At 47.9% G+C, this 23,421-nt stretch carries 20 protein-coding genes; 17 read left to right on the plus strand and 3 right to left on the minus strand.

What is annotated here, in order from left to right; translation table 11 throughout:
• Nucleotides 1-3: 3 nt before the first annotated feature.
• The 8 genes from A7K91_RS18585 (at nucleotide 4) to A7K91_RS18620 (ending at nucleotide 10,940) form a co-directional block, all read left to right on the plus strand.
• On the plus strand, nucleotides 4-2,298 hold the full coding sequence (locus tag A7K91_RS18585; RefSeq protein ID WP_068685510.1) for a glycoside hydrolase family 3 C-terminal domain-containing protein: 2,295 nt from the start codon (nucleotides 4-6) through the stop codon (nucleotides 2,296-2,298).
• A complete protein-coding gene (locus A7K91_RS18590; protein ID WP_068685511.1) occupies nucleotides 2,298-4,595 on the plus strand; it encodes a glycoside hydrolase family 2 protein in 2,298 nt (765 codons plus the stop codon). The genes A7K91_RS18585 and A7K91_RS18590 overlap by 1 nt, the downstream gene beginning before the upstream one ends.
• A 362-nt stretch (nucleotides 4,596-4,957) precedes the next feature.
• Nucleotides 4,958-5,734 (plus strand): TetR/AcrR family transcriptional regulator, encoded by a 777-nt coding sequence (locus A7K91_RS18595; protein ID WP_068685512.1) that lies wholly within the window; start codon nucleotides 4,958-4,960, stop codon nucleotides 5,732-5,734.
• Nucleotides 5,731-6,696, plus strand: coding sequence for an alpha/beta fold hydrolase (locus tag A7K91_RS18600; protein ID WP_245697641.1), 966 nt, complete (start codon nucleotides 5,731-5,733; stop codon nucleotides 6,694-6,696). Before A7K91_RS18595 ends, A7K91_RS18600 begins: the two co-directional genes overlap by 4 nt.
• Before the next feature lie 15 nt (nucleotides 6,697-6,711).
• A complete protein-coding gene (locus A7K91_RS18605) occupies nucleotides 6,712-7,677 on the plus strand; it encodes a hypothetical protein (protein ID WP_068685513.1) in 966 nt (321 codons plus the stop codon).
• A 417-nt stretch (nucleotides 7,678-8,094) separates the two neighbouring features.
• Nucleotides 8,095-9,927 carry a UbiD family decarboxylase gene (locus tag A7K91_RS18610; protein WP_068685514.1) on the plus strand — a complete coding sequence of 611 codons (1,833 nt, stop codon included), beginning with the start codon at nucleotides 8,095-8,097 and terminating at the stop codon, nucleotides 9,925-9,927.
• Between the two features lie 303 nt (nucleotides 9,928-10,230).
• A complete protein-coding gene (locus A7K91_RS18615; RefSeq protein WP_068685516.1) occupies nucleotides 10,231-10,413 on the plus strand; it encodes a hypothetical protein in 183 nt (60 codons plus the stop codon).
• 158 nt (nucleotides 10,414-10,571) lie between these two features.
• Nucleotides 10,572-10,940 carry a hypothetical protein gene (locus A7K91_RS18620; RefSeq protein ID WP_068685522.1) on the plus strand — a complete coding sequence of 123 codons (369 nt, stop codon included), beginning with the start codon at nucleotides 10,572-10,574 and terminating at the stop codon, nucleotides 10,938-10,940.
• On the opposite strand, the gene A7K91_RS18625 is transcribed toward A7K91_RS18620, so the two are convergent.
• Both A7K91_RS18625 and A7K91_RS18630 read right to left on the minus strand, forming a co-directional pair.
• Nucleotides 10,937-12,616, minus strand: a complete 1,680-nt coding sequence (locus A7K91_RS18625) for a recombinase family protein (RefSeq protein WP_068685524.1) — start codon at nucleotides 12,614-12,616, stop codon at nucleotides 10,937-10,939. The two genes, A7K91_RS18620 and A7K91_RS18625, sit on opposite strands and share 4 nt — an antisense overlap.
• 83 nt (nucleotides 12,617-12,699) lie before the next feature.
• Entirely contained in the window at nucleotides 12,700-12,963 is a 264-nt protein-coding gene (locus A7K91_RS18630; protein WP_068685530.1) for a DUF6870 family protein, read from the minus strand.
• Nucleotides 12,964-13,418: 455 nt separating this feature from the next.
• On the opposite strand from A7K91_RS18630, the gene A7K91_RS27300 reads away from it, so the two are divergent.
• Nucleotides 13,419-14,147 carry a hypothetical protein gene (locus A7K91_RS27300; protein WP_281198646.1) on the plus strand — a complete coding sequence of 243 codons (729 nt, stop codon included), beginning with the start codon at nucleotides 13,419-13,421 and terminating at the stop codon, nucleotides 14,145-14,147.
• A 386-nt stretch (nucleotides 14,148-14,533) separates the two neighbouring features.
• Here the strand turns inward: A7K91_RS27300 and A7K91_RS18650 are convergent, their stop codons facing one another.
• Nucleotides 14,534-15,406 (minus strand): hypothetical protein, encoded by an 873-nt coding sequence (locus A7K91_RS18650; RefSeq protein ID WP_068685539.1) that lies wholly within the window; start codon nucleotides 15,404-15,406, stop codon nucleotides 14,534-14,536.
• A 250-nt stretch (nucleotides 15,407-15,656) separates the two neighbouring features.
• Here A7K91_RS18650 and A7K91_RS26160 point away from each other — a divergent pair, with 250 nt between their 5' ends.
• The 8 genes from A7K91_RS26160 to A7K91_RS18685 all read left to right on the plus strand — a co-directional run bounded on the left by A7K91_RS26160 (nucleotide 15,657) and on the right by A7K91_RS18685 (nucleotide 23,263).
• A complete protein-coding gene (locus A7K91_RS26160) occupies nucleotides 15,657-16,133 on the plus strand; it encodes an alpha/beta fold hydrolase (protein WP_082967573.1) in 477 nt (158 codons plus the stop codon).
• A gap of 38 nt (nucleotides 16,134-16,171) precedes the next feature.
• Nucleotides 16,172-16,708, plus strand: coding sequence for a hypothetical protein (locus tag A7K91_RS18655; RefSeq protein ID WP_245697643.1), 537 nt, complete (start codon nucleotides 16,172-16,174; stop codon nucleotides 16,706-16,708).
• Between the two features lie 604 nt (nucleotides 16,709-17,312).
• The gene (locus A7K91_RS18660) at nucleotides 17,313-18,092 is read left to right on the plus strand and encodes a DUF817 domain-containing protein (RefSeq protein ID WP_156739656.1); all 780 of its coding nucleotides are present in this window, start codon (nucleotides 17,313-17,315) and stop codon (nucleotides 18,090-18,092) included.
• A gap of 236 nt (nucleotides 18,093-18,328) precedes the next feature.
• Nucleotides 18,329-18,718: a GNAT family N-acetyltransferase gene (locus A7K91_RS18665; protein ID WP_082967576.1), complete on the plus strand. Its 390-nt coding sequence runs from the start codon at nucleotides 18,329-18,331 to the stop codon at nucleotides 18,716-18,718.
• A 338-nt stretch (nucleotides 18,719-19,056) separates the two neighbouring features.
• The gene (locus tag A7K91_RS18670) at nucleotides 19,057-19,719 is read left to right on the plus strand and encodes a gluconate 2-dehydrogenase subunit 3 family protein (RefSeq protein WP_068685545.1); all 663 of its coding nucleotides are present in this window, start codon (nucleotides 19,057-19,059) and stop codon (nucleotides 19,717-19,719) included.
• A complete protein-coding gene (locus tag A7K91_RS18675) occupies nucleotides 19,706-21,430 on the plus strand; it encodes a GMC family oxidoreductase N-terminal domain-containing protein (protein WP_068685547.1) in 1,725 nt (574 codons plus the stop codon). Before A7K91_RS18670 ends, A7K91_RS18675 begins: the two co-directional genes overlap by 14 nt.
• Before the next feature lie 231 nt (nucleotides 21,431-21,661).
• Nucleotides 21,662-22,204 carry a hypothetical protein gene (locus A7K91_RS18680; protein WP_068685549.1) on the plus strand — a complete coding sequence of 181 codons (543 nt, stop codon included), beginning with the start codon at nucleotides 21,662-21,664 and terminating at the stop codon, nucleotides 22,202-22,204.
• Between the two features lie 60 nt (nucleotides 22,205-22,264).
• On the plus strand, nucleotides 22,265-23,263 hold the full coding sequence (locus A7K91_RS18685) for a formylglycine-generating enzyme family protein (RefSeq protein ID WP_068685551.1): 999 nt from the start codon (nucleotides 22,265-22,267) through the stop codon (nucleotides 23,261-23,263).
• The last annotated feature ends 158 nt before the right edge of the window (nucleotides 23,264-23,421 follow it).

Raw genomic sequence — 23,421 nt, forward strand, 5'->3', positions numbered from 1 at the left:
TTTATGGAACGGGATTTAAAGCAATTGATCGCTCAAATGACGCTGGAGGAAAAAGCCGGGTTATGCTCCGGCCAGGACTTTTGGCGGCTCAAGGGTATTGAAAGATTAGGCATTCCATCCATAATGGTAACGGACGGGCCGCATGGTCTCCGCAAGCAGAAGGAAGGGGCTGACCATGTCGGATTATTCGACAGCGTCCCGGCCACCTGTTTCCCATCTGCCGCGGGCGTTGCCTGCTCCTGGGACCGGGAGCTGATTCAGAGCATGGGCCGGGCGCTTGGGGAGGAATGCCAGGCTGAGGATGTATCAGTACTGCTGGGGCCCGGCGTCAATATTAAACGGTCTCCGCTCTGCGGCCGCAATTTTGAATATTTCTCCGAGGACCCTTATCTTTCCTCTCAAATGGCGTCCCATCATATTCAAGGGGTGCAAAGCCAAGGCGTCGGAACTTCTCTTAAGCATTTTGCCGCAAATAATCAGGAGCATCGCAGAATGACTTCCGATTCGGTTGTGGATGAACGGACGTTGCGTGAAATTTATCTTGCGAGCTTCGAGGGCGCCGTTACAGAGGCTCAGCCTTGGACAGTAATGAGCTCCTACAATAAAGTAAACGGAACCTTTGCCTCCGAAAATGCCATTTTGCTAAACGATATTTTACGCGAAGAATGGGGCTTCCAAGGGTTTGTTGTGTCCGATTGGGGAGCGGTGAACGAACGGGTGGACGGCTTGGCCGCCGGCCTGGAGCTGGAGATGCCCTCCAGCAACGGGGAAGGCGACCGCAAAATCGTGGAAGCCGTAACCTCCGGCAAGCTGAGCGAGGCTGTGCTGGATCAAGCGGTGGAGCGGGTGCTGCGGATTGTGTTCAAAGCGGCGGACGGCAGCAAGGCAAATGCCGAATACGATAAATCCGCGCATCATCAGCTGGCAAGAAGGATAGCGCGTGAAAGCATGGTGCTGCTCAAAAATGATGAACATATGTTGCCGCTCCGCAGAGAAGGCGAAATTGCCGTTATCGGGGAGCTGGCGGTTAAGCCGCGTTATCAGGGCGGGGGCAGCTCGCATGTTAATCCAACAAAGCTGGACGATATTTTGGAGGCGTTTACGGAGTCGGCGGGAGAAAACGTCCAGGTTGCTTTTGCCAAGGGGTACGAGTTGAATCGGGACGATGCGGACGATGACTTGACTGCCGAAGCGCTGCGTATTGCAGCTAAAGCGGACAGGGCCGTTTTGTTCGCCGGCTTGCCGGATCGTTACGAATCCGAGGGCTACGACCGTTCCCATCTCCGGCTGCCGGCCAACCAGATTGAACTGATCCAGGCTGTTGCGGCTGTACAGCCAAATTTGGTTATTGTGCTCAGCAACGGAGCGCCTATTGAAATGCCTTGGATTTCAAGCGCCAAAGCGGTGCTGGAGGCTTATTTGGGCGGACAGGCATTAGGCGGCGCGATTGCCGATTTGCTGTTTGGCGATGCCAATCCTTGCGGCAAGCTGGCGGAAACGTTCCCGAAGCGGCTCCAGGACACGCCCGCTCATCTCTATTACGGAGGCGAAAAGGATACGGTGGAATATCGCGAAGGCATTTTTGTCGGATACCGGTATTACGATGCCATAAAGCTGGAGCCGCTATTTCCTTTTGGACATGGACTTAGCTACACAACCTTCTCCTACAGCAATCTGGTCGTGCCGGTCAAGGAAATGCGCGACGATGAGCAGATGACCATATACGTGGACGTGACCAATACGGGAGACAGACGGGGCAAAGAGATTGTCCAGGTGTATGTGCGGGAGTTGAAGACCTCGGTTATCCGGCCGGATAAGGAGCTTAAAGGGTTCGCGAAGGTAGAGCTGGAGCCGGGAGAAACAAAAACGGCCGCTTTTACGCTGGATAAACGATCGTTTGCTTTTTATGATGCCGGGTTAAAAGACTGGCGTGTTGAAACCGGAGCCTTCGAGCTGTTAATCGGCAAATCATGTGCAGAAATCGGGTTGGTCGGGCAGGTTAACGTCATTTCCACAACCGCTCCCGTTCACGTTACCGTAACGCGAAATTCCACTATTGGCGATTTATTGGCAGATGGAAGGACGCGCACGGCAATAACGAATTTCCTTCAGCAAAATAATCCGTTTGGCGCCCTTGGCGATGCCGGCGGTGAAGCATCCGAAATGGTAGAGGCGATGTTGCGGTATTTGCCGCTGCGCGCATTGATTTCTTTTAGCGGCGGCCGGTTTAGCGAAGCGGATTTGGAGAGTCTGGTCGGCGAATTGAATGCTATTTTGGGCAAGGGGAGCGTGGAGTAATGTCGCATGTTATTCCGATTAACGATAATTGGATATTCAGCAGGAGCGATGCGCCGGATTTCGCTAATCAGCCAATCAGCGGCGGGCAAGCCGTTACGCTGCCGCATACCTGGAACATGGAGGATGGGCAAGGCGGGCATGAAACGTATTATCGCGGCTCGTGCTGGTATCAGCGCAGCCTTCAGTTTTCGGAGGAGGTATTGGCCAATCCGATTTTTCTGGAGATTGGCGCTGCCGGCAATAGCGGGCGAGTGTATGTCAATGGTCAGCTTGCCGGTGAAAGCCAATGCGGCTACGCCATGTTCAGAATCCCTTTATCGCCCTATGTGCGGTCCGGCAGCAATCTGATCTCCATTCAGGTGGACAATAGCTATCGCAATGATATTTTTCCTCTATTGGCCGACTTTACGTTTTACGGCGGACTTTACCGGGAAGTCAATCTTCTTATTATGGACGCCGTTCATTTCGATGTTATGGACAAGGGCAGGGACGGCATCTACTTGACGCAGGAAAAAACGGGCAGCGATTCCTTCCTGCTTACCGCAAGCGGCCGGGTGATCAACGAAACCGGTGAAAACAAAGAAGCAACCATCCGGTTATGTCTTCAAGACGGCGAAGGGCGTACGGTAATAGAATCGGAAGCCAAGCTGTTGCTAGAGGGTGAAGCTGCATTCCAGCTGAGTAAAGAGATTCATCAGCCGATTTTATGGGATGGTATTGATCAGCCTTATCTTTATACGGCGGTCGTGAGCGTTGAATCAGACGGCCAGACCCGGGATTTTCGCAACATAGAGATCGGGTTCCGAACCATTGAAGCAACAACGGAGCAGGGGCTGCTCCTGAACGGCAAGCCGATCAAGCTAAATGGCGTATGCCGCCATCAGGATTTTGGAGGCATTGGCAATGCCATAACAAAAGACCATATGGAGCTGGATATGTCTTTGATTATGGAGGTCGGCGCAAACAGCGTACGTCTTGCCCATTACCAGCACGACGATTATTTTTACACCTTATGCGATCGGCACGGCTTGCTTGTATGGGCGGAAATTCCGTTTATATCCATTCCGTCATCCATCGACCCTGAAAACAGAAATGCCGACGATCAGCTGGAGCGGCTTATCAAACAAGCCTATAACCATCCTTCGATTTATGGCTGGGGCGTTCAAAACGAAATTACAATCGCCGTTGAGACGGAGCATACCCGCAGCACGATACAGAGGCTTGAGGCCTTGGCAAAACAACTTGATCCTCATCGGATGACGGTTCAGGCCAATATTAACGGGGTTGAGGATGACAGCATTATCAATACGTATACCGATCTTGTCGGATACAACCTCTATTACGGCTGGTATTATGGGGAAATCAAGGATCTTGGCGACCGTTTTGATGCTTTTCACAATACGAATCCGTCCATCCCGGTCATTTTATCCGAATATGGGGTCGATACCAATCCAAAGTTTCATTCCTATTCTCCCGGCGTTCAGGATTATACCGAAGAATATCAATTGCTGTTCCATCAAAACGCGATTCAAACGATTAACGCCCGTCCCTATGTGCTAGGGGGATATGTATGGAACATGTTCGACTTCGGCAGCGCCAACCGGCGGGAGGGAGGCGAAACGGGGAAAAACCTGAAAGGTCTCGTCACCATTGACCGCAAGCTCAAAAAAGACGCGTTTTATTTGTACAAAGCCTATTGGTCCAAAACTCCTTTTGTGCATGTAGCGGGACGCCGGTTCGTCAACCGGCATCAGGAATCCAATGATTTTGTCATTCTTAGCAATATGCGCCATATCAGCGTTTACCTGAACGACAAGCTAATTGCCACCATTGACAATGAAGAGCCGCTTAAAGTGGTCAAGGACATCTCTTTATCTCTGGGTGAGCATACGCTGCGTGCTGTGGGGGATGATGGTTCAGGCACAAGCTGCGATAATCATATCATTGTTCGCCGGGTTGAAGAAGCAGATCCGGCATACGTGCTTCCGAAGAAGGAAGGCAATGACCACGTAATCAACTGGTTTGAAAAATTCGATCTGTCGGACGCAGAGGAGATTGAGCTGAAGGACGGTTATTATTCTACGTTCGATACGATTGATGATCTTTACAAGGACGAAACGGCCAAAGCTGTTTTTCTGAAATATTTCGGACAGTTTACGGCCAATCCGTTTTTTGAAGCAACGATGAACGTGATGTCGATTCAGAAAATGTCTCAGCTTGCGTTTTATCATATTCCGCCGGAGCTGCTGACCGTCATAAACCGGGAGCTGAATGTCATTCCCAAACCACAATCGTAAGGTAATTTCACGCGATTGTATTGAATTGTATTTAATCGTAGCGAAGCCCGTTTGACATCCGATCAAGCTGCTCCCAGTCCAGTACGATCCTGCGAGACGTTCCTCAACCGTGGCCAATGAAGAGGCTGTCATTGCAGCTATTCACAGCCTCAGAATAGAGCTGCAAACGCAAGGTCGCCTTATTAGGCGAATTCATTGATCGGGAATTCACGGTCAGCTTTTTGCATATTAGACCAGCCTTTTGCATGATCAGACCAGCCGGAATGCTCTGGCTGGTTTTTTTTGCTATTCAGAAAAGCAAATTCGTGATACGATAAAAGCATACTTAACGGTATGTTAATATAACATAAAGAGGTGTATAGATGATGTCTGCTAAAGATGAGGTTTATAAGTCTGCTTTAGAGCTAGCGGCCCAAAAGCCCTATGATCAGATTACGCTTGCCGAAGTCGCTGAATTGGCGGGCGTACACTGGACTACTGTCAGCCGTTGCTTTGGCGGGAAAAGCGAAATGAGAAATTGGCTGCGCGATAATCAAAAGAATGAGGAACTGCAGCATTCCGATACTCGCTCTCGCATCATAGAAGCGGCAGGCGCCGTATTTTCCAGCCTGGGATATAATCAGGCCTCGCTGGATCTGGTTGCCGATTATGCCGGAATGACAAAAGGCGCGGTATATTGGCATTTTTCCAGTAAGCAAGAGCTTTTTTTGGCTTTGCTGGAGCTTCGGCTGCAGCAGCAAATCCGTTATGTGTCTATGAATGCCGCATCCATGCTTGCGTCAGATAATCCGTCGGAGGCGCTTAAAAAATGGCTGCTGGGAGAGCTGGGCGGATTGGCCGGGACGGGAAGGAATCCTGGGCTATTCATGGAGTTTGTTGTAGCTAGCCGCGAGCCGGATGTGCGTGCGCGCCTCGTCGGCCTGCAGCGTCAATTTCTGCAAGCGATTGCAGAGCTTATTGCCGAATTGCAGCGCCGGGGCCAGTTGAACAGCAGGATTCAAGCATCCAGTGCGGCGCTGCTTATTGATTCCATCATGAAAGGTACTGCTGTGGAATGGATGATTGATCCGGAGCGAGTTGATCTGGAGTCGTATTTGGACTCTGTTTCGCTCTTTATTTGGGGGGTTTTTGGGCCATGAGTAATGTAAAAAGCAAGCCAAACGGAAAGGGGAGGAAAAGGATGTATTGGATAGCGGCTGGAGGGACTTTAATCCTTTTATTGGCAGCCTACAATTATTTTGTAGTGAAGCAGGCGGAGCGGCGTTATCCTCCTGGAGGAACATTTATTACAGTGGATGGAGTCCGTCTTCATTATTATTCGGCTGGGGAGGATGACGCTCAGCCCGTTGTTTTTTTGCACGGAGGGGTATTAACGGGCAATGATTTTCGACAAGTGATGGAAATGGCTAGCGAAAAGGGGTATCGCGCATTCGCTTTTGACCGTCCTGGCTATGGGTACAGCGAAAGGCCCAGGGCGGCGACACCGGAGGAGCAAGCGCGGTTGATAAGGAATGCCCTGGAAAAGCTGGGTGCAAAACGTCCTATTGTTGTTGGCCACTCCATGAGCGGTCTTCTGGCGCTTGCTTACGCGCTGCAATACCCCGATGAAATAGCCGGGGTCGTTACGCTGGGAGGCGCGATGTATGCTGAAGGCTATCCCGCCGGGAAAGGAGATGCTATTTCGATTGCGGCTACTGCACCGATGGTTGGCCCCGTTCTGCTTCATACCATGCTCGCGGTGATAGGACCGGCGCTTTCCGACTTGATGATTAAGGCAAGCTTCGCGCCTGAAGCCGTTCCTCCCCAATATCGCTCCGAGGCAAAAGCGTTATGGCTGCGGCCCCGGCATTTCAGGGCGAATCGCGAGGATGTAATGAATTTTGTACCCGCCGCCATGCGGTTATCCGGCCAATACAAGGGGATTTCCGCCCCGCTTATTATTGCAGTGGGCGAAGATGATCCGTTTGAAACAAGGGAGCATAGCTATCGCTTGCACCAGGAGGTCGGTCATTCGCAGCTGCTGGTTTGGCAAGGGGTTGCTCATATGATCCCCCAGCTTCATCCAGGCCTTGTGTGGGAGGCCGTTCAAAAAGTTCAATAACAGGGAGGCGTGAGCATGTATGAGCTTTCAGGCTTCAAAATGACAGAATCTCAGGTGGAGCGGTGGCTGAGTGGGTTCATTCCTGAACAAGAGCTTTATTACATCAACGAATTCGAACTCATTAGCGAAATTCAGTCAATGGGTTTTCCGGTTTATTCCCGGCAGCAGTTTGCTGAAGCTGCTGGAGATTATTTGGGGGAATATGGAGCGGGTTATCGGCATTGGAATGTAGCTTCGACGGCATCCCTTGCTTTAATTGAATCGGCAGCATTGAAGGACAAGCAGCTTCGCGGAAGACTTTTTGCTCAGCAGGTTGAGCTTGGCCGTGGACATGTTTATGCGTTGGACTGGATACAGGAGCTTGGCTCTGATTGTCTTCGCGTTTTTTATGAGGAGGACTCAATAGCGGGCGACCAGCTGCTTCTGACTTATTCTGCATGGAGTCGGCTGTCTGAGACTTGCCGGCTGCATTGGCTTTTGAAATGGCTGCGGGAGCGTTTGGATGCAAGCATTTCCTTGCCTGCGGATGTGGTTAGGGAACAGCTCCACGAAGGCAATCTGATCCCCGAAGCATGTAAAAAAGCCATCATAAGTCATCTTCAATTATTTCCGATTTCAAGTGGAGCCAACTGCTTTTCTGCAGCTATCGGCTGCTACCTTGGCTCCAGCAAAATCATTGAAGGCTGGCTTAATGTGGAGCAGTTTTTAGATAGGGTTAACGAAGAAGGACTGGTTGAATGCGGGGAAATCACCCGGTATAGCGAGCTGGAGCTTGTTCGCCCCGACCAGGTCCTCGTTTGGGAAAATGGAAAAGGAGCTCTGATTCACGCGGCGTACAGCATATCCGACACATTATTATTTAATAAGATGGGTCAGTTTTGGTTTCAGCCCTGGCAATGCCTTGCGGCGGCCTCGATCTGGAATTACGGAAATTGCTTATCCGGCGGAGGGCGCATTATTCTGCTTCGCAGGCCCGCCTGACAATGCAAGCGGTAGCAGACAGTACATGATAATGCCAGCGGTCGGCAAGCCATACATGACTCTGTCGAGTCACTGCAAATCTGCGCGTTTTTTGCCTGTGCGGTTGAGATATGATTCACATATAGGTACTATAGATGTATACAAGTTGAACAATAGAAACTAGCAGTAGGCCAGAGTGTGAATGGTTCTGGAGAAGCGAAGCGCTCGTTTGTGTTCCCGGATTTCACCATTAACCCATACGACTTAAGGAAATCCGGGAACAACTACGATCGTAAGAACTTTTCACATGGCGGCCCTCTTCGCTGAAATTCTTTTGTTCAACTTATATAGATACGTTTAGAAACAGTGTATTGCTTCTGTCATGAGACAATATAAGATAGAGGACATAGAGCTGGCTGATGAGAGGAGTGTCTTGCCATTTATAGAACATTGGAAGCTTGCATAAAAGATTTGGAGCAAAACGGTCATCTCGTCCGAATAAAGGAAGAGGTTGATCCGGAGCTTGAGATGGCTGCCATTCACCTGAGGGTATACGCGGCTGGAGGTCCGGCCCTTTTATTCGAAAATGTAAAAGGCTCGCGTTATCAGGCGGTGTCCAACTTGTTTGGTACGCTTGATCGAAGCAAATTTATGTTTAGGCAAACGTGGGACTCCACGCAAAACGTCATCGCTTTGCGCAACGATCCTATGAAAGCGCTAAAGAATCCTTTTGGAAATATCCATGCGGGGTTGTCGGGAATCAAGGCTTTGCCGCTTAAACAGGGCAATGCGCTGGCTGGCTTTAAAGAAATCAAAATCAGCGACCTGCCGTTAATCAAACATTGGCCGATGGACGGAGGAGCCTTCGTTACACTGCCGCAAGTATACTCCGAAGACCCTGACAAAAAAGGAATTATGAAAGCCAACCTCGGCATGTACCGGGTGCAATTGACAGGAAATGAGTTTGAAACCAACAAGGATATTGGCCTGCATTATCAGATCCACCGGGGCATCGGCATTCATCAGCATAAGGCCAATCGCAAGGGGGAGCCGCTTAAAGTCAGCATTTTTGTCGGCGGGCCGCCCTCGCACACGATTTCGGCCGTTATGCCGCTGCCGGAAGGCTTGAGCGAAATGCTGTTTGCGGGATTGCTGGGGGGAAGAAGATTTCGTTACGGTTATGACAGCGACGGGTTTTGCATTAGCCAGGACGCTGACTTTGTCATTACAGGAGAAATTTATCCCGGTGAAACAAAGCCTGAAGGTCCTTTTGGGGATCATCTTGGCTATTATAGCTTGGTTCATCCTTTCCCGGTCATGCGCATCCGCAAAGTGTATGCCAAACAAAATGCGATCTGGCCGTTTACGGTTGTAGGCCGCCCGCCGCAGGAGGACACATCGTTTGGCGCGCTTATACATGAGCTGACGGGCTCCGCCATCAAGCAGGAAATTCCTGGGGTAAAAGAGGTCCACGCCGTTGATGCGGCTGGGGTGCATCCCTTGCTGCTGGCGATTGGTTATGAGCGGTATACGCCTTACACCAAGGTGAAGCAGCCCGCTGAGCTGCTGACGATTGCTAACCGGATTCTCGGCACCAATCAGCTGAGCCTTGCCAAATATTTATTTATTGCAGCAGAAGAGGAGCAGCCTCTCAGCACGCATGAAATGCCGGCGTTTTTTTCCTATATCCTGGAGCGGATCGATCTGAAGCGGGATATTCATTTTCAGACAAATACAACCATTGATACGCTGGACTATTCTGGTAGCGGACTGAATCAGGGAAGCAAAGTGATCTTTGCGGCTTGCGGCGACAAAAAACGCGATCTGTGCACCGAGGTTCCGGAACAGCTCAAGGAGCTGCGGGATTACACTAATCCCCGTCTTGTCCTTCCAGGCATTGCCGCGATTGAAGGGCCGGCGTTTGGCAGCTATGCCGAAACAAATAAGCAAATGCAGGAGCTCTCGGACGCCATAAGCAAGCGCGGCGGTATGGATGATTGTCCGCTTATCATTGTATGCGACGACAGCACTTTTCTCAGCGACACGCTGGACAACTTTTTCTGGACAACCTTCACCCGAAGCAATCCATCCCATGATATGTATGGCGTGAATGCGGGGATTGCCTTTAAGCATTGGGGCTGCGACAATGTTATCATTGACGCCAGAACAAAGCCGCATCATGCTCCTCCGCTTATTTTGAACCCGGATGTTGAAAAACGCATTGATCAGCTATTCGCTAAGGGCGGAAGCTTGGGCGGGGTGTTGGGTTAATATAACCCAAAAGCGGGTACCCATAGACTGGACACTTTTCAAAAAGGTGTGCGGACTGCGGGTACCTTTTTTCTGTTTGGATGCAAAGCGGCGTACAAGCCAGCGTAAAGAAACGCCCTAATAAAATTTTCGACTAAATTAAAAAGTAGATCACAAAACGGCCCTTTGAATTGTTATAAAGGGACAGTCGACTGATAAATAACTAGGAGTTGAGCGTTTCCGGTCGATGGTCATCTTTTTGAATATTTAACCCTCAGTCCATTAGGTTTGCAAGTAATCGGAACCTATGAGGGTGAAAATGGCATGGCCGCTGATATCCTGCTTGAAATTGAAACAGTTGAAGGCATTATCCCGTTGGAGGGAGGCGGAGGAAGCCAAAACTCCGATAAGCATACCTTCAGTGCAAGCTGGGATACGAAAACGCCTTTGGATATGGCCAAAGTTAATGCCATTATTATAAACGGCATACGAATACCGGTTAAATAAAAGCAGCCATTATAAGCATACGCCAGTAAAGAAAAACAAAAGAGAGGGCCAATAATGGCATCCTCTCTTGCTTGCAACACGAAATATAATCAGCAAACGCACAAACGAATAGACCATTTTATTCATAGAATATCAGAAAATATAGGGAGGTGTAGGGATTGGCTGCTCGCAATAAAAAGCGAATGATGAAGCTTGTAAAAAAGAAAAGAGGAAAGAAAAAAAGAACCCCTGATTGCTGTAGTAAAAGAAAAAAACAGGCTGCTCCTTTGTTCAATGTAATAGGCCCCAATGGAAGCGCTACCGTTGAAAGAGGCGGAGACCTTACTTTTGAATCTGATACAATAGGCGTTGAGGTTTCGCAAGGATCGGCAATTGTACGTCTTGAAGCCCCGGTCGGTCAAGAAGGCCCGAGAGGGAGAAGAGGAAAACGTGGCAGAAGAGGTTTTGAAGGTGACACCGGGGCCACAGGAGCAACGGGAACATTTATATTAGGAAAACAAACTGTCGTTATAAATACGGTTCACTAAACCGCGTCTTCAGAGGTGTTGACCTCAATGTATTTCGCAACTCTGCGGTACTCATTGGCAAATTTCAGCTTTACGCTGATATTGCCATTTTCGTATACCTTGATGCAGTCAACAAGCTCGATTAGAATATCTCTTGTCAGTTTGTTGATGTTTTCATACTTCCAAAAAGCTGCTAAAAACGGGCTTTCTACATTGCTCCCATTTTCAAGCTCGGCTTTATCTTTGCGCAGATTGTCTAAAACCTCGCTAATAGCTTCGATTTGCAGCTCGTAATCCTCTTTCATCTGACGATAGTCCTTATGGGAAATTTCGCCGTCTTTCCAGTCCTGATAAATGCTTTGCTTGTAGCGGGAAATCCTTGAAAGCTCCTTTTCCTTAGCCGCTATCCGTTCATTCAGTCGAATCGTCATGCTTTTCTGGAGCGGAGCGTTATTAATCCGTGAAACCATTTCTAAAAGAGATACCGCAACGTAAACCTGCTGCTTGACGGCATACAATACCGCTTGCTCCAAATGGTTGTGCTTCATTGCATGTTTCGTACAAGCCGCCTTGGACTGGCTTTTGTAAGTGCGGCAATAATAGTACACATTCCCTTTGACGGCGCTTCGTGTCATGGCCTTGCCGCAATCTACACAGCGCAGGATGCCGCTGAACAAATACAACGTTTTTTGCTTTGGCGCGGTGCGGGTGTCCTTTTTCAAAAGCTCCTGCACTTTGGCAAAATCTTCACGACTGATGATCGGCTCATGCGTATTTTCGACAATGAACCATTCTTCTTCGGGAACGGTTTCTTGTACATGGATTTTGTAGCTCTTAATGCGATAACGCCCTTGCACCATATCCCCAACATAAATGCGGTTTTTCAACATATCGGTGACCGTCATGGCACACCATAAAGAATTGCCGCCATCGCTATTGGGATTCTTATATTTCATGCCCTTGCTCTTTTTATACGCTGACGGGCATAATATGCCGTTTTCGTTCAACTTGCGCACAATCGCATTTTTGCTCATGCCCTCTAAAAACCAAGCATAAATGCTTTTGACATTTTCAGCGGCTTCCTCGTCGATAATTAGCAAGTTTTTTTCATCCGAGTTTTTCAGATAGCCATAAGCGGCAAAAGAGCCAATATGCAGCCCTTTTTCACGTTTCTTGTCAAAGGTTCTCCTGACACTTTCCGAAGTGCCTCGCGCATGCTCTTCATTGAGAACGCCTTGAACCGGAACGGCGATGTTTTGCGCATTCTGCGGGTCTTTATACGTATCAACGGGCTGTTGGTAAAGAGAGATAAACCGAACGTTATTCCGTGGAAACCAGTCGCCAAGATAGTAGCTTTGGTGGCCGTTGTTGCGGAAGCTTCGCGCAAGGTTCTTCACGATCACGCAATTGATTTTTTTCTTTCCAATATCGGTTAACAGCCTTTGAAAGCCTTCACGTTCTTCGTCCGTCGTACCGCTCACACCGTCATCAACATATTCGTCAACAAAAATATACTCGTCATCATCGTCTTGCTGTTGAAGGAAGTCCGTCAATATCAATCTTTGGTTGGTAATACTTTCGGATTCATCCTTGCCTCGCTTGTCTTCACGTGAAAGACGGATATAAAATGCAACATACCACACCTTGTTTCTTGAAGCAGCTTTTACAATATTCTGCCTGTTGGCTACTCTCGCCATGTGTCCTCCTTCCTGTCACAATACACCTCCATTTTACCATTCTGGCGTAATGCGAACTATATTGTCGAGGGCACAAAGCCGCATTATAAGCCGCTTTTTTTGCGTATCATAAAGTTTGTGAGCACCTCTTGTATTGGCGGATGAGTATCGTCAAATTCAAGCTTTATACCCACGTCACCACAACGGAAACACAACGGATTTTTCAGTTTTTCCAAAACATAAGCCGGCCGCTTTTCTATCGGAAGGGAATTATCAAAATCAAGTGTGCTGATATCAGCCAGTTTTTCCGTCTCTACAGTTTCCATATCTACGCTCATAAAATGATCAATCAATGCGGAAGTAATCATGCTCATGCCCTCCTTGATGTGCATAACGCAATATATGCAATTTCCTGTTTGTCCTGTGAGAAAATAGATGGGCTGGCCCTTAGTCTGCGAAGCCTCAGGAAGTATTCCTGCGCATATCGTATCCCTCTTTTCCTTTCCCGCATCTCAAAATAGGGGTCAAATATCAAGCTCGATTCCATCTCCCCGGTGAAGGGAGCAGTACGCCTTGTGCTGGTTGTTTCACCGCCGATAAATATTTTGCTTGTCCGAAAAACCTTTTTGACAAAAGGAAAATAGTAAAAAAAATATAAAAAACATCATTTGGGTATAATTATCAGAAACATTGAAGTTGGGCCAAGTTGTCCCCGAAGTAGTGTTATCCAGATAAAGAAATACCGTTTGCTTTTCTAATGAATTGCTATCCTTTGTAGTGTGATTATCCATAATTTATTTTGTTGCTCTTATATTTTGCTATTTTGCAGTTTCCTATTATAACAGTCCCCACCGGAGCGACGGGTCCAACCGGTCCAACTGGCCCAACGGGAGCAGATGGCGCAACCGGAGCCACCGGCGCGGATGGGGCGACAGGCCCGACGGGACCTACCGGAGCAGACGGAGCGACAGGCCCAACCGGTCCGACTGGAGCAGATGGCGCAACTGGAGCCACCGGCCCAACCGGTCCGACTGGAGCAGACGGCGCAACTGGAGCCACCGGCCCAACCGGTCCGACTGGAGCAGATGGCGCAACCGGAGCCACTGGTGCAACCGGACCGTCGGGACTGGTACTGAGCTACTTTGTGGGCGGACTTTCTATTAATATAGGCCCCTTACCTTTCAATGCGCCTATACCATTCAATACTGTCGTGGTGCCCAGCCCGACACCGGATATTCAGCTCAACACCGCAACCGGAGTCGTCACCCTTCAACCTGGAGTCTATCGGGTGATGGCTTCCCTGTATTGTCAAGTTGCCGCGAACAGTTCCATCGCTGTTTGGTTTAGATTAAATGGCGTCCTTGTAAACGAAGGGGGAGGCGCTGCAGTTAACAATTCCTCTGTTATTACTAATTTATGGTGTACGGCTGAAAGAATTATTCAAGTTACCACAGCGAATACTCAACTTATAGTGATTCAAGGAAATTCATCATTAGATGTATTTGGTGATCAGCCCGAGGGTACTTCTATCCAAATCCTAAAGCTTGCCTAAGCTCACCCCTGGCACGAATCGGATCAGGCCTAGCAACCCCGGAGCCATGCCCGCCATCGTGAAGGAACCACCCTATCATGATCCCTCATGAAGCCGCTCCAGAAATAAATCGGGGCGGCTTTAACTTATCGGCAATGACCATTTCGAAACATTGTACGGAGAGGGTAATGATGTTCAATTCCTTTATTACCGTCCGTTTTATACCTGGTAACCCTGTAACAAGAAACGATGCCATTTCGGTGTTCCTGAATGTGAACGTAATCCAAAATGCTGTTTACTCTGTATATATTTCAACAGCCAATTTAGATCGTAGTTACCCTTTAGACTTCGCCAGCAAATAAACACAAAAGAGAGGGTCCAATAACGGCGCCCTCTCGTGTTTGCATTCATTTCTTTAGTAAAGAATTGGCTTCCAATTCTGAAAGCGCCGATTCCCAACGATCCGTATCGCTTTTGGCAATAACACTGCCATGACGAGCTGTCAGCGTTATGGATGGATTATCGGTTGAATCGGCGGCATCCTGAAGGCGATAAAAAACGAGATATTCCTCTTCAACCTCAATAAATTGGGGGAGAAAAAAGGTTTCTTTTGACTCAAGCCGCTTGTCGCCTTTATATTGCTTTATCTGTTGCGAAGCCGCCAATTTGATTGCTTTGTTTTCTTCAATAACAAAAGTTGACTTTAGATGTACGATATAGTCCGAAGCATCAATAAGCTGGGATAAATCCTTATCTCTGTAAAGTACTGGATCGGCAGGATCGTCATAGCTTGACAGCTTGGACGATTTATTTATTTCATTGCTGATTTGCTTTGAGGTTTTGCCGATAAATGGCCCGGCTGTGAAAGTTCCGTCTTCTAGCAGATTGGGATGAATGAGAGAGGCATAGGTTGGGGCTTCAAAAAACTCGGAGTTTTGCTGTTCCAGAAAAAGCAGATATTGCGAGCCTTCTTTCGCAAGCGGCTCGGCAGAAAATACGGAAATGGTGTTTTCCTCCAAGCTATCCCTTCCTTTGAGCTGTTTAACAACTTTGACTGAATATTCGATAGTTGTTTTGCTAAACGAGCTGCTGCTTGTGAGTTCGCCAACAACAATATAGTCCGATAGCGCCACGATATCATCCATTGTACGAATCGAGGGATCAATTAAGGCGCTATTTAAATCGGTTTGAAAATTATAATCGGAATGCTTCCCCGTAATGCAAGCGGAAAGCCCCAGGGCAAGTAATAGGAAAAATAAAACGCCTCTAAACCGCTTCATTTTAACCCTCCTTGGTACTACAATTGAAATCGAAGCTTGAAAATTCCAGTTTCAAGCTAATTTTATTTCAACAAGCAATATATGTCACTTCAAAAAGGAAATGCAAGACATTGTTTTTGAATGTCGAACTCAAGTGGATATGGGTAGCTGATATCTAGATGCGGATTTGAAGCTCGCATAAAATCTCTGGGGCATCCGTACCTCGCGATTAAAGATTTAACAATAAGCGTTACTAGGAACACAGCTCTTCATGAAAATAAGAAAAGTTAACATGAAAACTTTCTCTTTTTTTACATTGCATATAACTGTATTGTTTGATCTGAACCACAATAGGAAAGGAGTACAAGTAACTACAATGATAAAAGTTCCAGAAAAGATTCTACGATCAACAATTGCAGCCATCGGCTTTCCATTAACCATTTTTCAGTCGTTTTTATCAAAACGGGCACTTTACCAATACAAAACACAAGGAGTAATAATTAATGTCGGCAACCATAACCTACATGCTGTTGTAACTGGAGAAGGTGAGCATCAGCCAACTGTAATCTTAGAATCAGGGATGGGCGGCTGCGCATTAGATTGGGCACTAGTACAACCGTCTCTCTCCAGATATACAAAAGTTCTTTCATATGACCGAGCAGGCTTTGGATGGAGCACACAAACGATTAATAAACCCACTTGTGAAAACTATGTTACCGATTTACACAATTATCCATGTTGGATTTGAAACCGCCATACTTACTTGTAGGACATTCGTACGGTGGAATGATAATGAGATTGTTTGCTTCAAAATATCCTGCTGACGTTATGGGTATTATCCTGGTGGATTCAACTCATGAAAAGCGATTTTCAGGCCCTGATTTCAGTAAATTTCGCAGAATGGAGCAAAAAAAACATCGAAATCTTCTGAGGCTAGGATATTTATTATCTCCTATTGCAGTTCCTCGATTAATAAAACGCCATATTGGTGCTAAGAGATTACCTTTTAACATTCAGCAAATAGTTAACGCTTTAGGGTATAGAAACAATGCATATAAGGCAGCTTATTTAGAATTCCTATCTATACTAGAAAGTGCAGAGCAGCTACATAAATCACAGCCATTAAAATCAGAAATGCCCATAATCGTATTATCAGCAGGAAGACAGAGCAAAGAATGGATAGAAACTCAGAAAGAACTTTTAAAATTGACTATGAACACGAAACATTTTGTTGTGGGGGAAAGCTGGCACTCTATTCATATTCACCATCCTCAAGCTGTGATTGACTCGGTTATTTGTTTATTGAGTGATGGAAAAAGTTAGAACAATGCCTATACCAACAAATGAACTTGGCTTTCTCATAGAAGCCCCTATTACCTGCACAGTTTGGATCTACTAGGAAACAGGCACTTTGTTTTTTGAGCTTTTTGACGTGATCTGTCTTTTGCCGGTCATTCATGACCGTTACAGTGTGAAACAGCTAGATTTGACTTGAACAACGGTCACCCGTGTCCTTTAGCTATCCAAAGTGACTCATTACGGGTGGTTTTACAGGGGCTTACGGACGCCGATGTCCTTTACATATTGGATTTCCGTAAAAAACAGCTTCTAACGGTCATCGTTGTCCGCATCAGTGAATCCACCACTAATTCACCACCAACATCCACCGCCATATCCCCCTAATGAGCGCTTCTGAAAAGAGCTGCTCGTCGTATTTTTCGCGGAGCACAGCAGCCGACAGATGGAGACAGGAGAGCCATATGCCCCGCACCGTCCCAATCGTCCCATTATGGCTGAAGTCCAGCATTTACTTAGATTTCTAACTTGAGCTATGAAAACAAGAAAATTGCAAACGATGATTTTCTCTTTTTCAAAACCTTCCTTACCTATATGATGAATGGAAGTCATGGATAAGGAGCGGATGCAATTGAAAGCGGTCGTACAACTTCTGCATTTTGGCTATCATCAGGCGATGAGCTGTATTTTTCCGGTTGCTATTTTTGGCACATTAGCGCTCACAAGTGTTATAGAGATTCCGTATGTCCCTCGTTATGATGTCATTTTGCTTATACTGCTTGGCGTGCAATATTTGATGTATCGCAGCGGCCTGGAGACGCTTGACGAAATCAAAGTCATTTGTGTTTTCCACTTGATTGGTTTAGCGCTTGAGCTGTACAAGGTGTGGATGGGGTCCTGGTCTTATCCGAATTCCGGGTATACGAAGCTGCTTGGCGTTCCGTTATATAGCGGATTTATGTATGCCAGTGTTGCAAGCTTTATGTGTCAGATTTGGCGAAGGCTTCGCATGGATATGACGGGCTGGCCCGGACTTGTTCCTTCTGCCTTGCTGGGCGGGGCTATTTATTTCAATTTTTTTACGCATCATTTTATTCCCGATTTTCGCTGGTGGCTGACGGCGCTTGTGTTTATTGTTTTCCGAAAAACAATAATCATTTACCGGGTGCGCGAGGCGACGTATCGGATGCCATTAGCGCTTGCTTTTGTCATTGTTGGCTTTTTTATATGGACTGCGGAAAATATAGCGACCTTTCTGGGCGCATGGAAATATCCCGATCAGCATGATGCCTGGCGCCTGGTCAGCTTTAGTAAAATCAGCTCATGGTTTCTGCTGGTCATCATCAGCGTTATTATCGTGGCCCAACTCAAGCATGTAAAAGCTGGACGCGCAGCCAGCAAGGAAGAATAGGCAATTTCGACATTGACCCGGCAGATTCCATGTTAACAAAAAAATTTCCATAAAGACAAAACCATAACGTGCCAACAGGCACTATTTTAATGAGGGAACGCCAAAAGGAGACAGACATCAGCCAGGTTGCCATCCAAAGGAGAAAGGAGGAGAGAGGGCTACATGCCATACACGCAATATTACTGTACGGAATTACTGCATAAGAGCTGCAAATTACGGAGGAGCAAAAGCGCTTTATGTCTTCCAATCAGCATACGCTCGCGGAGGCTTATCTTGCTTCAAAAGAAGGGCAGGTCATTTTAACATATGCGATCTATAAGGACGAACGGATGGTTGGTTTTATTATGATGGATTATGATGATGGCGATGGAGATTTTCAATCCAGCAATTACGGAGTTTTTAAAATGATGATTGACAGACGCTATCAGGGCAATGGATATGGAAAAGAAGCCATGATAAAAGCTATTCAATTAGCGGAATCGGCTGCTCATGGGAAAGCCAGAATTGTGGAAATTACCTATCAGTCTGAAAATACCGTTGCGAAACAGCTATACGCATCGCTTGGTTTTGTTGAAACTGGGCAAATCCACCCTTCCGGCGAGGTATACGCCCAGCTTGTCCTGTAGCCCTGCGATAGAATGTAGCTTCCCGACGATTAGGTCATATTTCGCCCTTTAGAGAATAAAAATAGTGAATCGGGCAGGTATGCCCATTACCGCCAGGCATGTCCCGCAATGGAAAGCGGACTTTTTGAACATCCTCATATAAATGAAATTCAAAAAGTTCGGTTTTCAGTGTCAAGAAGATGGGATGAAGCTAGAAATCGAGGACCGGAGCTTAGTGAGAGCTAAGTGAGGACCGGAGATTTCGGCTGAATGCCATATTCGCAGCTGGCCATGCCGTCAGGCATGTTCTGCAATGGAAAGCGGACTTTTTGAACATCCTCTAAAAGGGGAGGGTTATTATGTATTCTGCTAAGGCATATGCCGAAAACATGGAAGCAAGCACCCTAATGACCTTTAGGGCGCTTGTTTCGGCTCTTGTCCCCGATACGCCGGAGCTTTCCGTTTTTGGGGCGGAGCAAGCCTACGGCGCAGCGGCTTTAGGCATCCACGAATATCTGATCTGGGAGCTGGATCATTCGCTTTTATTCATTGCGGATGGCGGGCTCGCTACTATTCCTTTGTCGGCATCTACAGCGATTTTGCTTAATACTGGCGCCATTCAACTACTCAATACCGGACAGGCGCGATGCCAGCCCGACTTTTCCATATGGCCTATCAGTCCTTTTGCGTCGCTTGACGCTTGGGACCGTATTCGCGTTTTGCAAATGCTTGGAGATGCGCAGATTGAAACGAGCTTGCTGCCTCCTCCTTATGGGAGCAAGATATGGATTGTTTGGATGGTTAGTTTTTTGAATCGGCATACGATGTTTGGCATGTATTCCGAGTGGTCTGCCTATGGCAGCAATCGCCTGATGACGCCGGTCGACCGCAGGCTGCAATATTTCCCAGTCAGTTGGAGTCAAGTCGGATATCCAGGGGTTCAGCCAGGCTACCGGGTTTATATGGGAGCCCCGTTAACCATCGTGCGAGAAGGAGGGACGTCAACTGTTGTATCAAGCTGAAAAGGCTTTTGATGCCGACGTTATTGTCATTGGTTCAGGGGGCGGCGGAGCCGTTGCGGCCAAAGAGCTGGGCGAAGCCGGCTTGAATGTGCTGGTGCTTGAAGCAGGTCCCTGGTACGGCAATAAAAAATGGGAAAACCCAAACAGCGAACGAGGCGGGGAATGGAGCTCGGAATACGGCGATCTGGATATCGGCATCTACAAAAAAATATATAATGGCTACGAAAATAATATGAACGATATGGTTTCCGGCGCATTCCGCTTTGGCCCTGCCGACCGCAGCCGTCCTCCCTGGCATCGGGTAATGGCAGGAAAGGGAGCGACCTGGCAGGTTGCGGGGGTAGGCGGCACAACCCAGCATTATTGGACGCAATCGCCTCGCGCCTTTCCCGTTGCAATAGACGGAATCTGGCCAATAAGCTACCGCGAGCTGATGCCCTATTACGAAAAAGCAGAGGCTACGCTGCCTGTTCAGTTTTCGCCTACGACACCAAAGGAGGAGCTGTTTTATTACGGCGCCAAAAAAGCGGGCTGGGGCCTGAATGCGACTCTCAACGTCACTCAGCCTGGCTATCGGCCCAACCCCAATGCCATTTTGCCCGTTAATGAACACTTGATGGACCCCCAATATTCGATGGAGCAATTATCCCATATGGAGGGGTGTACCCTCAAAGGAAACTGCGTAAACGGATGCAGCGTAGGGCCGTCCGTCGACCGGATTGCCAAAAGAAGCACGCTGGTCAGCTATGTGCCGCTTGCGCTTAAAACAGGGCGCGTAGCCATTCGCCCAAATTCGTTTGTCATCAAAGTGCTGACTGAAGCTGACGCTCAAGGGGGAGTGCGAACGATCGGCGTATTGTTCAGGGATACATGGTCCGGGGAGGTCGGCGAGCTTTCGGCAAAAGTGGTGGTTATGGCTGCGGGCTGCATTGAATCCCCGCGTCTGTGGCTGAACTCCGGTCTCCCGCATAATGACTGGGTGGGCAGAGGCTTGACCAATCATTGCTTTGATTGGGTGAGCGGCGTTTTCGACGAACGGGATTTACTGCGGATAATGGGTATGGATCAGGTGTATCCCTATGCGGGACATACGTCGGGCGCTCGGGTCGATATTCCGGGCATCGGTATTTTTCAGGTTTCCTGTCTTAGCCCCGGGCTGATGTCTTATTTGACCTATGGCTTCAGCGAAGCCGGCTATAACGCCTTGAATCCTCCCCCTGCTGGCGAGCCTTGGGATATTCGGGGGTTAGTTGCAGGTCCTCAGCTAAAAGAGCTGATGATGAATTATTCAAGAACGATGACGATGCTGTTGTTGACGGATGATGAAACACTGTATCACAATCGGGTGGAGGTAGATCCGCTGCTTAGGGATGAAAACGGCCCGATTCCAGTCATTCATTATACGCCAAGCATCCGAACGCTGAAGCTGCGCGATCAATTGGCCAGATACGCATCAGAAACGCTGCGGCAAGCGGGAGCCCGTTCCATTATCCGCTCCGACACGCCTTTTACCTTTATGCTTCATCTTGAAAGCACCATGAGAATAGGACATGTCGTCGATGCCAATTGCGAGGCGTATCAGGTCAAACGTCTGTTTATTGCGGATAATAGCGTCCATTACAATGGAATAGGCGGTCCAAATCCGACTTTGACAACACAGGCGCTGGCTACCCGAACCGCTGAAAAAATAGCTTCTCTCTACTTTTCATAAGTCATATCCCGAGGGCTTCTGCCACCGAAATGTTGACAGCATTCCGGATGCAGGGGCCTTTTTTATACAACAACAGGTCTCTAGGGACTTTTCCTCTTTCTATTTAGTACGGCGTGTTATATAATTCAATATATCCATTGATGACATGGAATTCAGGATAAATTCTGCTGCGGTGTATACGCAAAAAGCCCGAAGAGAGCAGATTTATCTAAACAAGGGGCAGGATAAACGATGGCTGTAATTATTATCGCTTGTGAAGTAGGCTTTTGGGTTTTAGTGCTTGCAGGTCTGATTGCGCGTTATATGTTCAGGCAGCCAAAGCTGGGATGGAGTCTGCTTTTATTGACACCCGTGGTTGATCTGCTTTTACTGATTGTGACGGCTCTGGATTTGAAAAATGGAGCTGAGGCGTCTTTTGTTCATGGCATCGCTGCTATTTACATCGGTGTTTCCATTGCGTACGGACACAAAATGATCGGCTGGGCCGACAAGCAGTTTGCCTATCGTTTCGCTAACGGGCCGGCGCCGTCCAAGCCGCCCAAATACGGCGCCGACCATGCAGCTCATGAGCGGAGGGGCTGGTTGAGTCATTTGCTGGCGTGGATCATTGGAGCCGCCACTCTGTACGGCATCATACTTTTTGTTGGGGATGGGGCTCAAACAGAGCCGCTAATGCAGTGCATCCGGGTATGGGGAATCATTTTGATCATTGATTTTGCCTATAGCTTCAGCTTTACTTTGTGGCCGAGGAAGGTCAAAAAGCCTATAGGTTAAAACTTCCTCTTTATAGTATACTTCAAGTGCTTGGAGCTTGAATGAGGGGGATTGTGGAAAGTGGCCTATTGGACAAAGATTGAATTTGAAAATGCGCCCGCTGCGGAGAAGGAGGCATGGCTGAAAAAGCTTGTGCACTCTCTGCCTGACGGGTTTTCCTATAAAGGGCTTGCGGCTTTTGAGCGGTTTGGAGCTGCTTTGGAAACGGGAATATTCCTGTATGAGGATTGCGAGTTTGTGTTTGTGCCTGGAACCGCGGCGACGCTTGGCTGGGAGGAGTGGCGGGATGGAATGGACGAAGCCACGGAGGCGGAATTCCGGGCCGTATTGAATGAATACGATGTAGAGGACGGCACCTTGTTTTTGAAAAGCTTGATGTCCCCAGTCCGCAACGCTGATATTCCGCCTATGCTGGTTGAGCGCCATGCCCGCTCCATTGGGTGGATCGAGGTTTCCGAGCAGGACGAAGAAGCGTATGATTACGAGGATTTTCATGAGGAGCTGGAAAAATTCAAAACCTCCGGCTACAACGAATATACCTGTTACAACAGCTTCAAATTTGTCCGGGAGCAGGATGGCGTAAGATGTTATGTTTTTGATGAAGATTTGACATATGAAGGGTTTGTTGAAGAGCTTTCATCGGAGGGATTTGCGCTGCCTACGGAGGATCAGTGGGAATACCTGTTTGGGGGCGGCTGCCGAACCCTGTTCCCTTGGGGAGACAGCTTTGATTACAGCCTCCGGGTGAAATATTTTGGCAATGAGGATGGAGAAAAGCCAACTGGAAAAAATGGTGATGGCGGCTATGACCTGGAGAAGCCAAATGGTTTTGGTTTGTGCTTTGCGGGCGATCCATATCAATACGAGCTGATTTCGGGAGAAACCTCCTATCTGCTTAAGGGCGGGGATGGCGGCGCCATGTTATGCGGCGGCTCGGGCTTGCTAATGGGCTATTTACCAGCCGTTTCTCCCTATTACCGCGATCCGTATGCACAGGAGCTTGAATGGGAGGACCTGTTTGATCATTTGAGCATCAGGCGAATCGTTGTCCTTAAGTAAAGAGGCAAGATGGTTAGCTATCAAACCACATAGCGGGCGCGATAACGCCAAAAGCAGATCGGAGATATCCGGATCTGCTTTTTTTTCTACGACGGACCAATTAACTAACAAGGATTTCCATAAGCCTCTGTCGAAGTGTTAACTATCCACTTTAATGG

This window comes from Paenibacillus oryzae, assembly GCF_001675045.1.
GTDB classification, from domain to species: domain Bacteria; phylum Bacillota; class Bacilli; order Paenibacillales; family Paenibacillaceae; genus Pristimantibacillus; species Pristimantibacillus oryzae.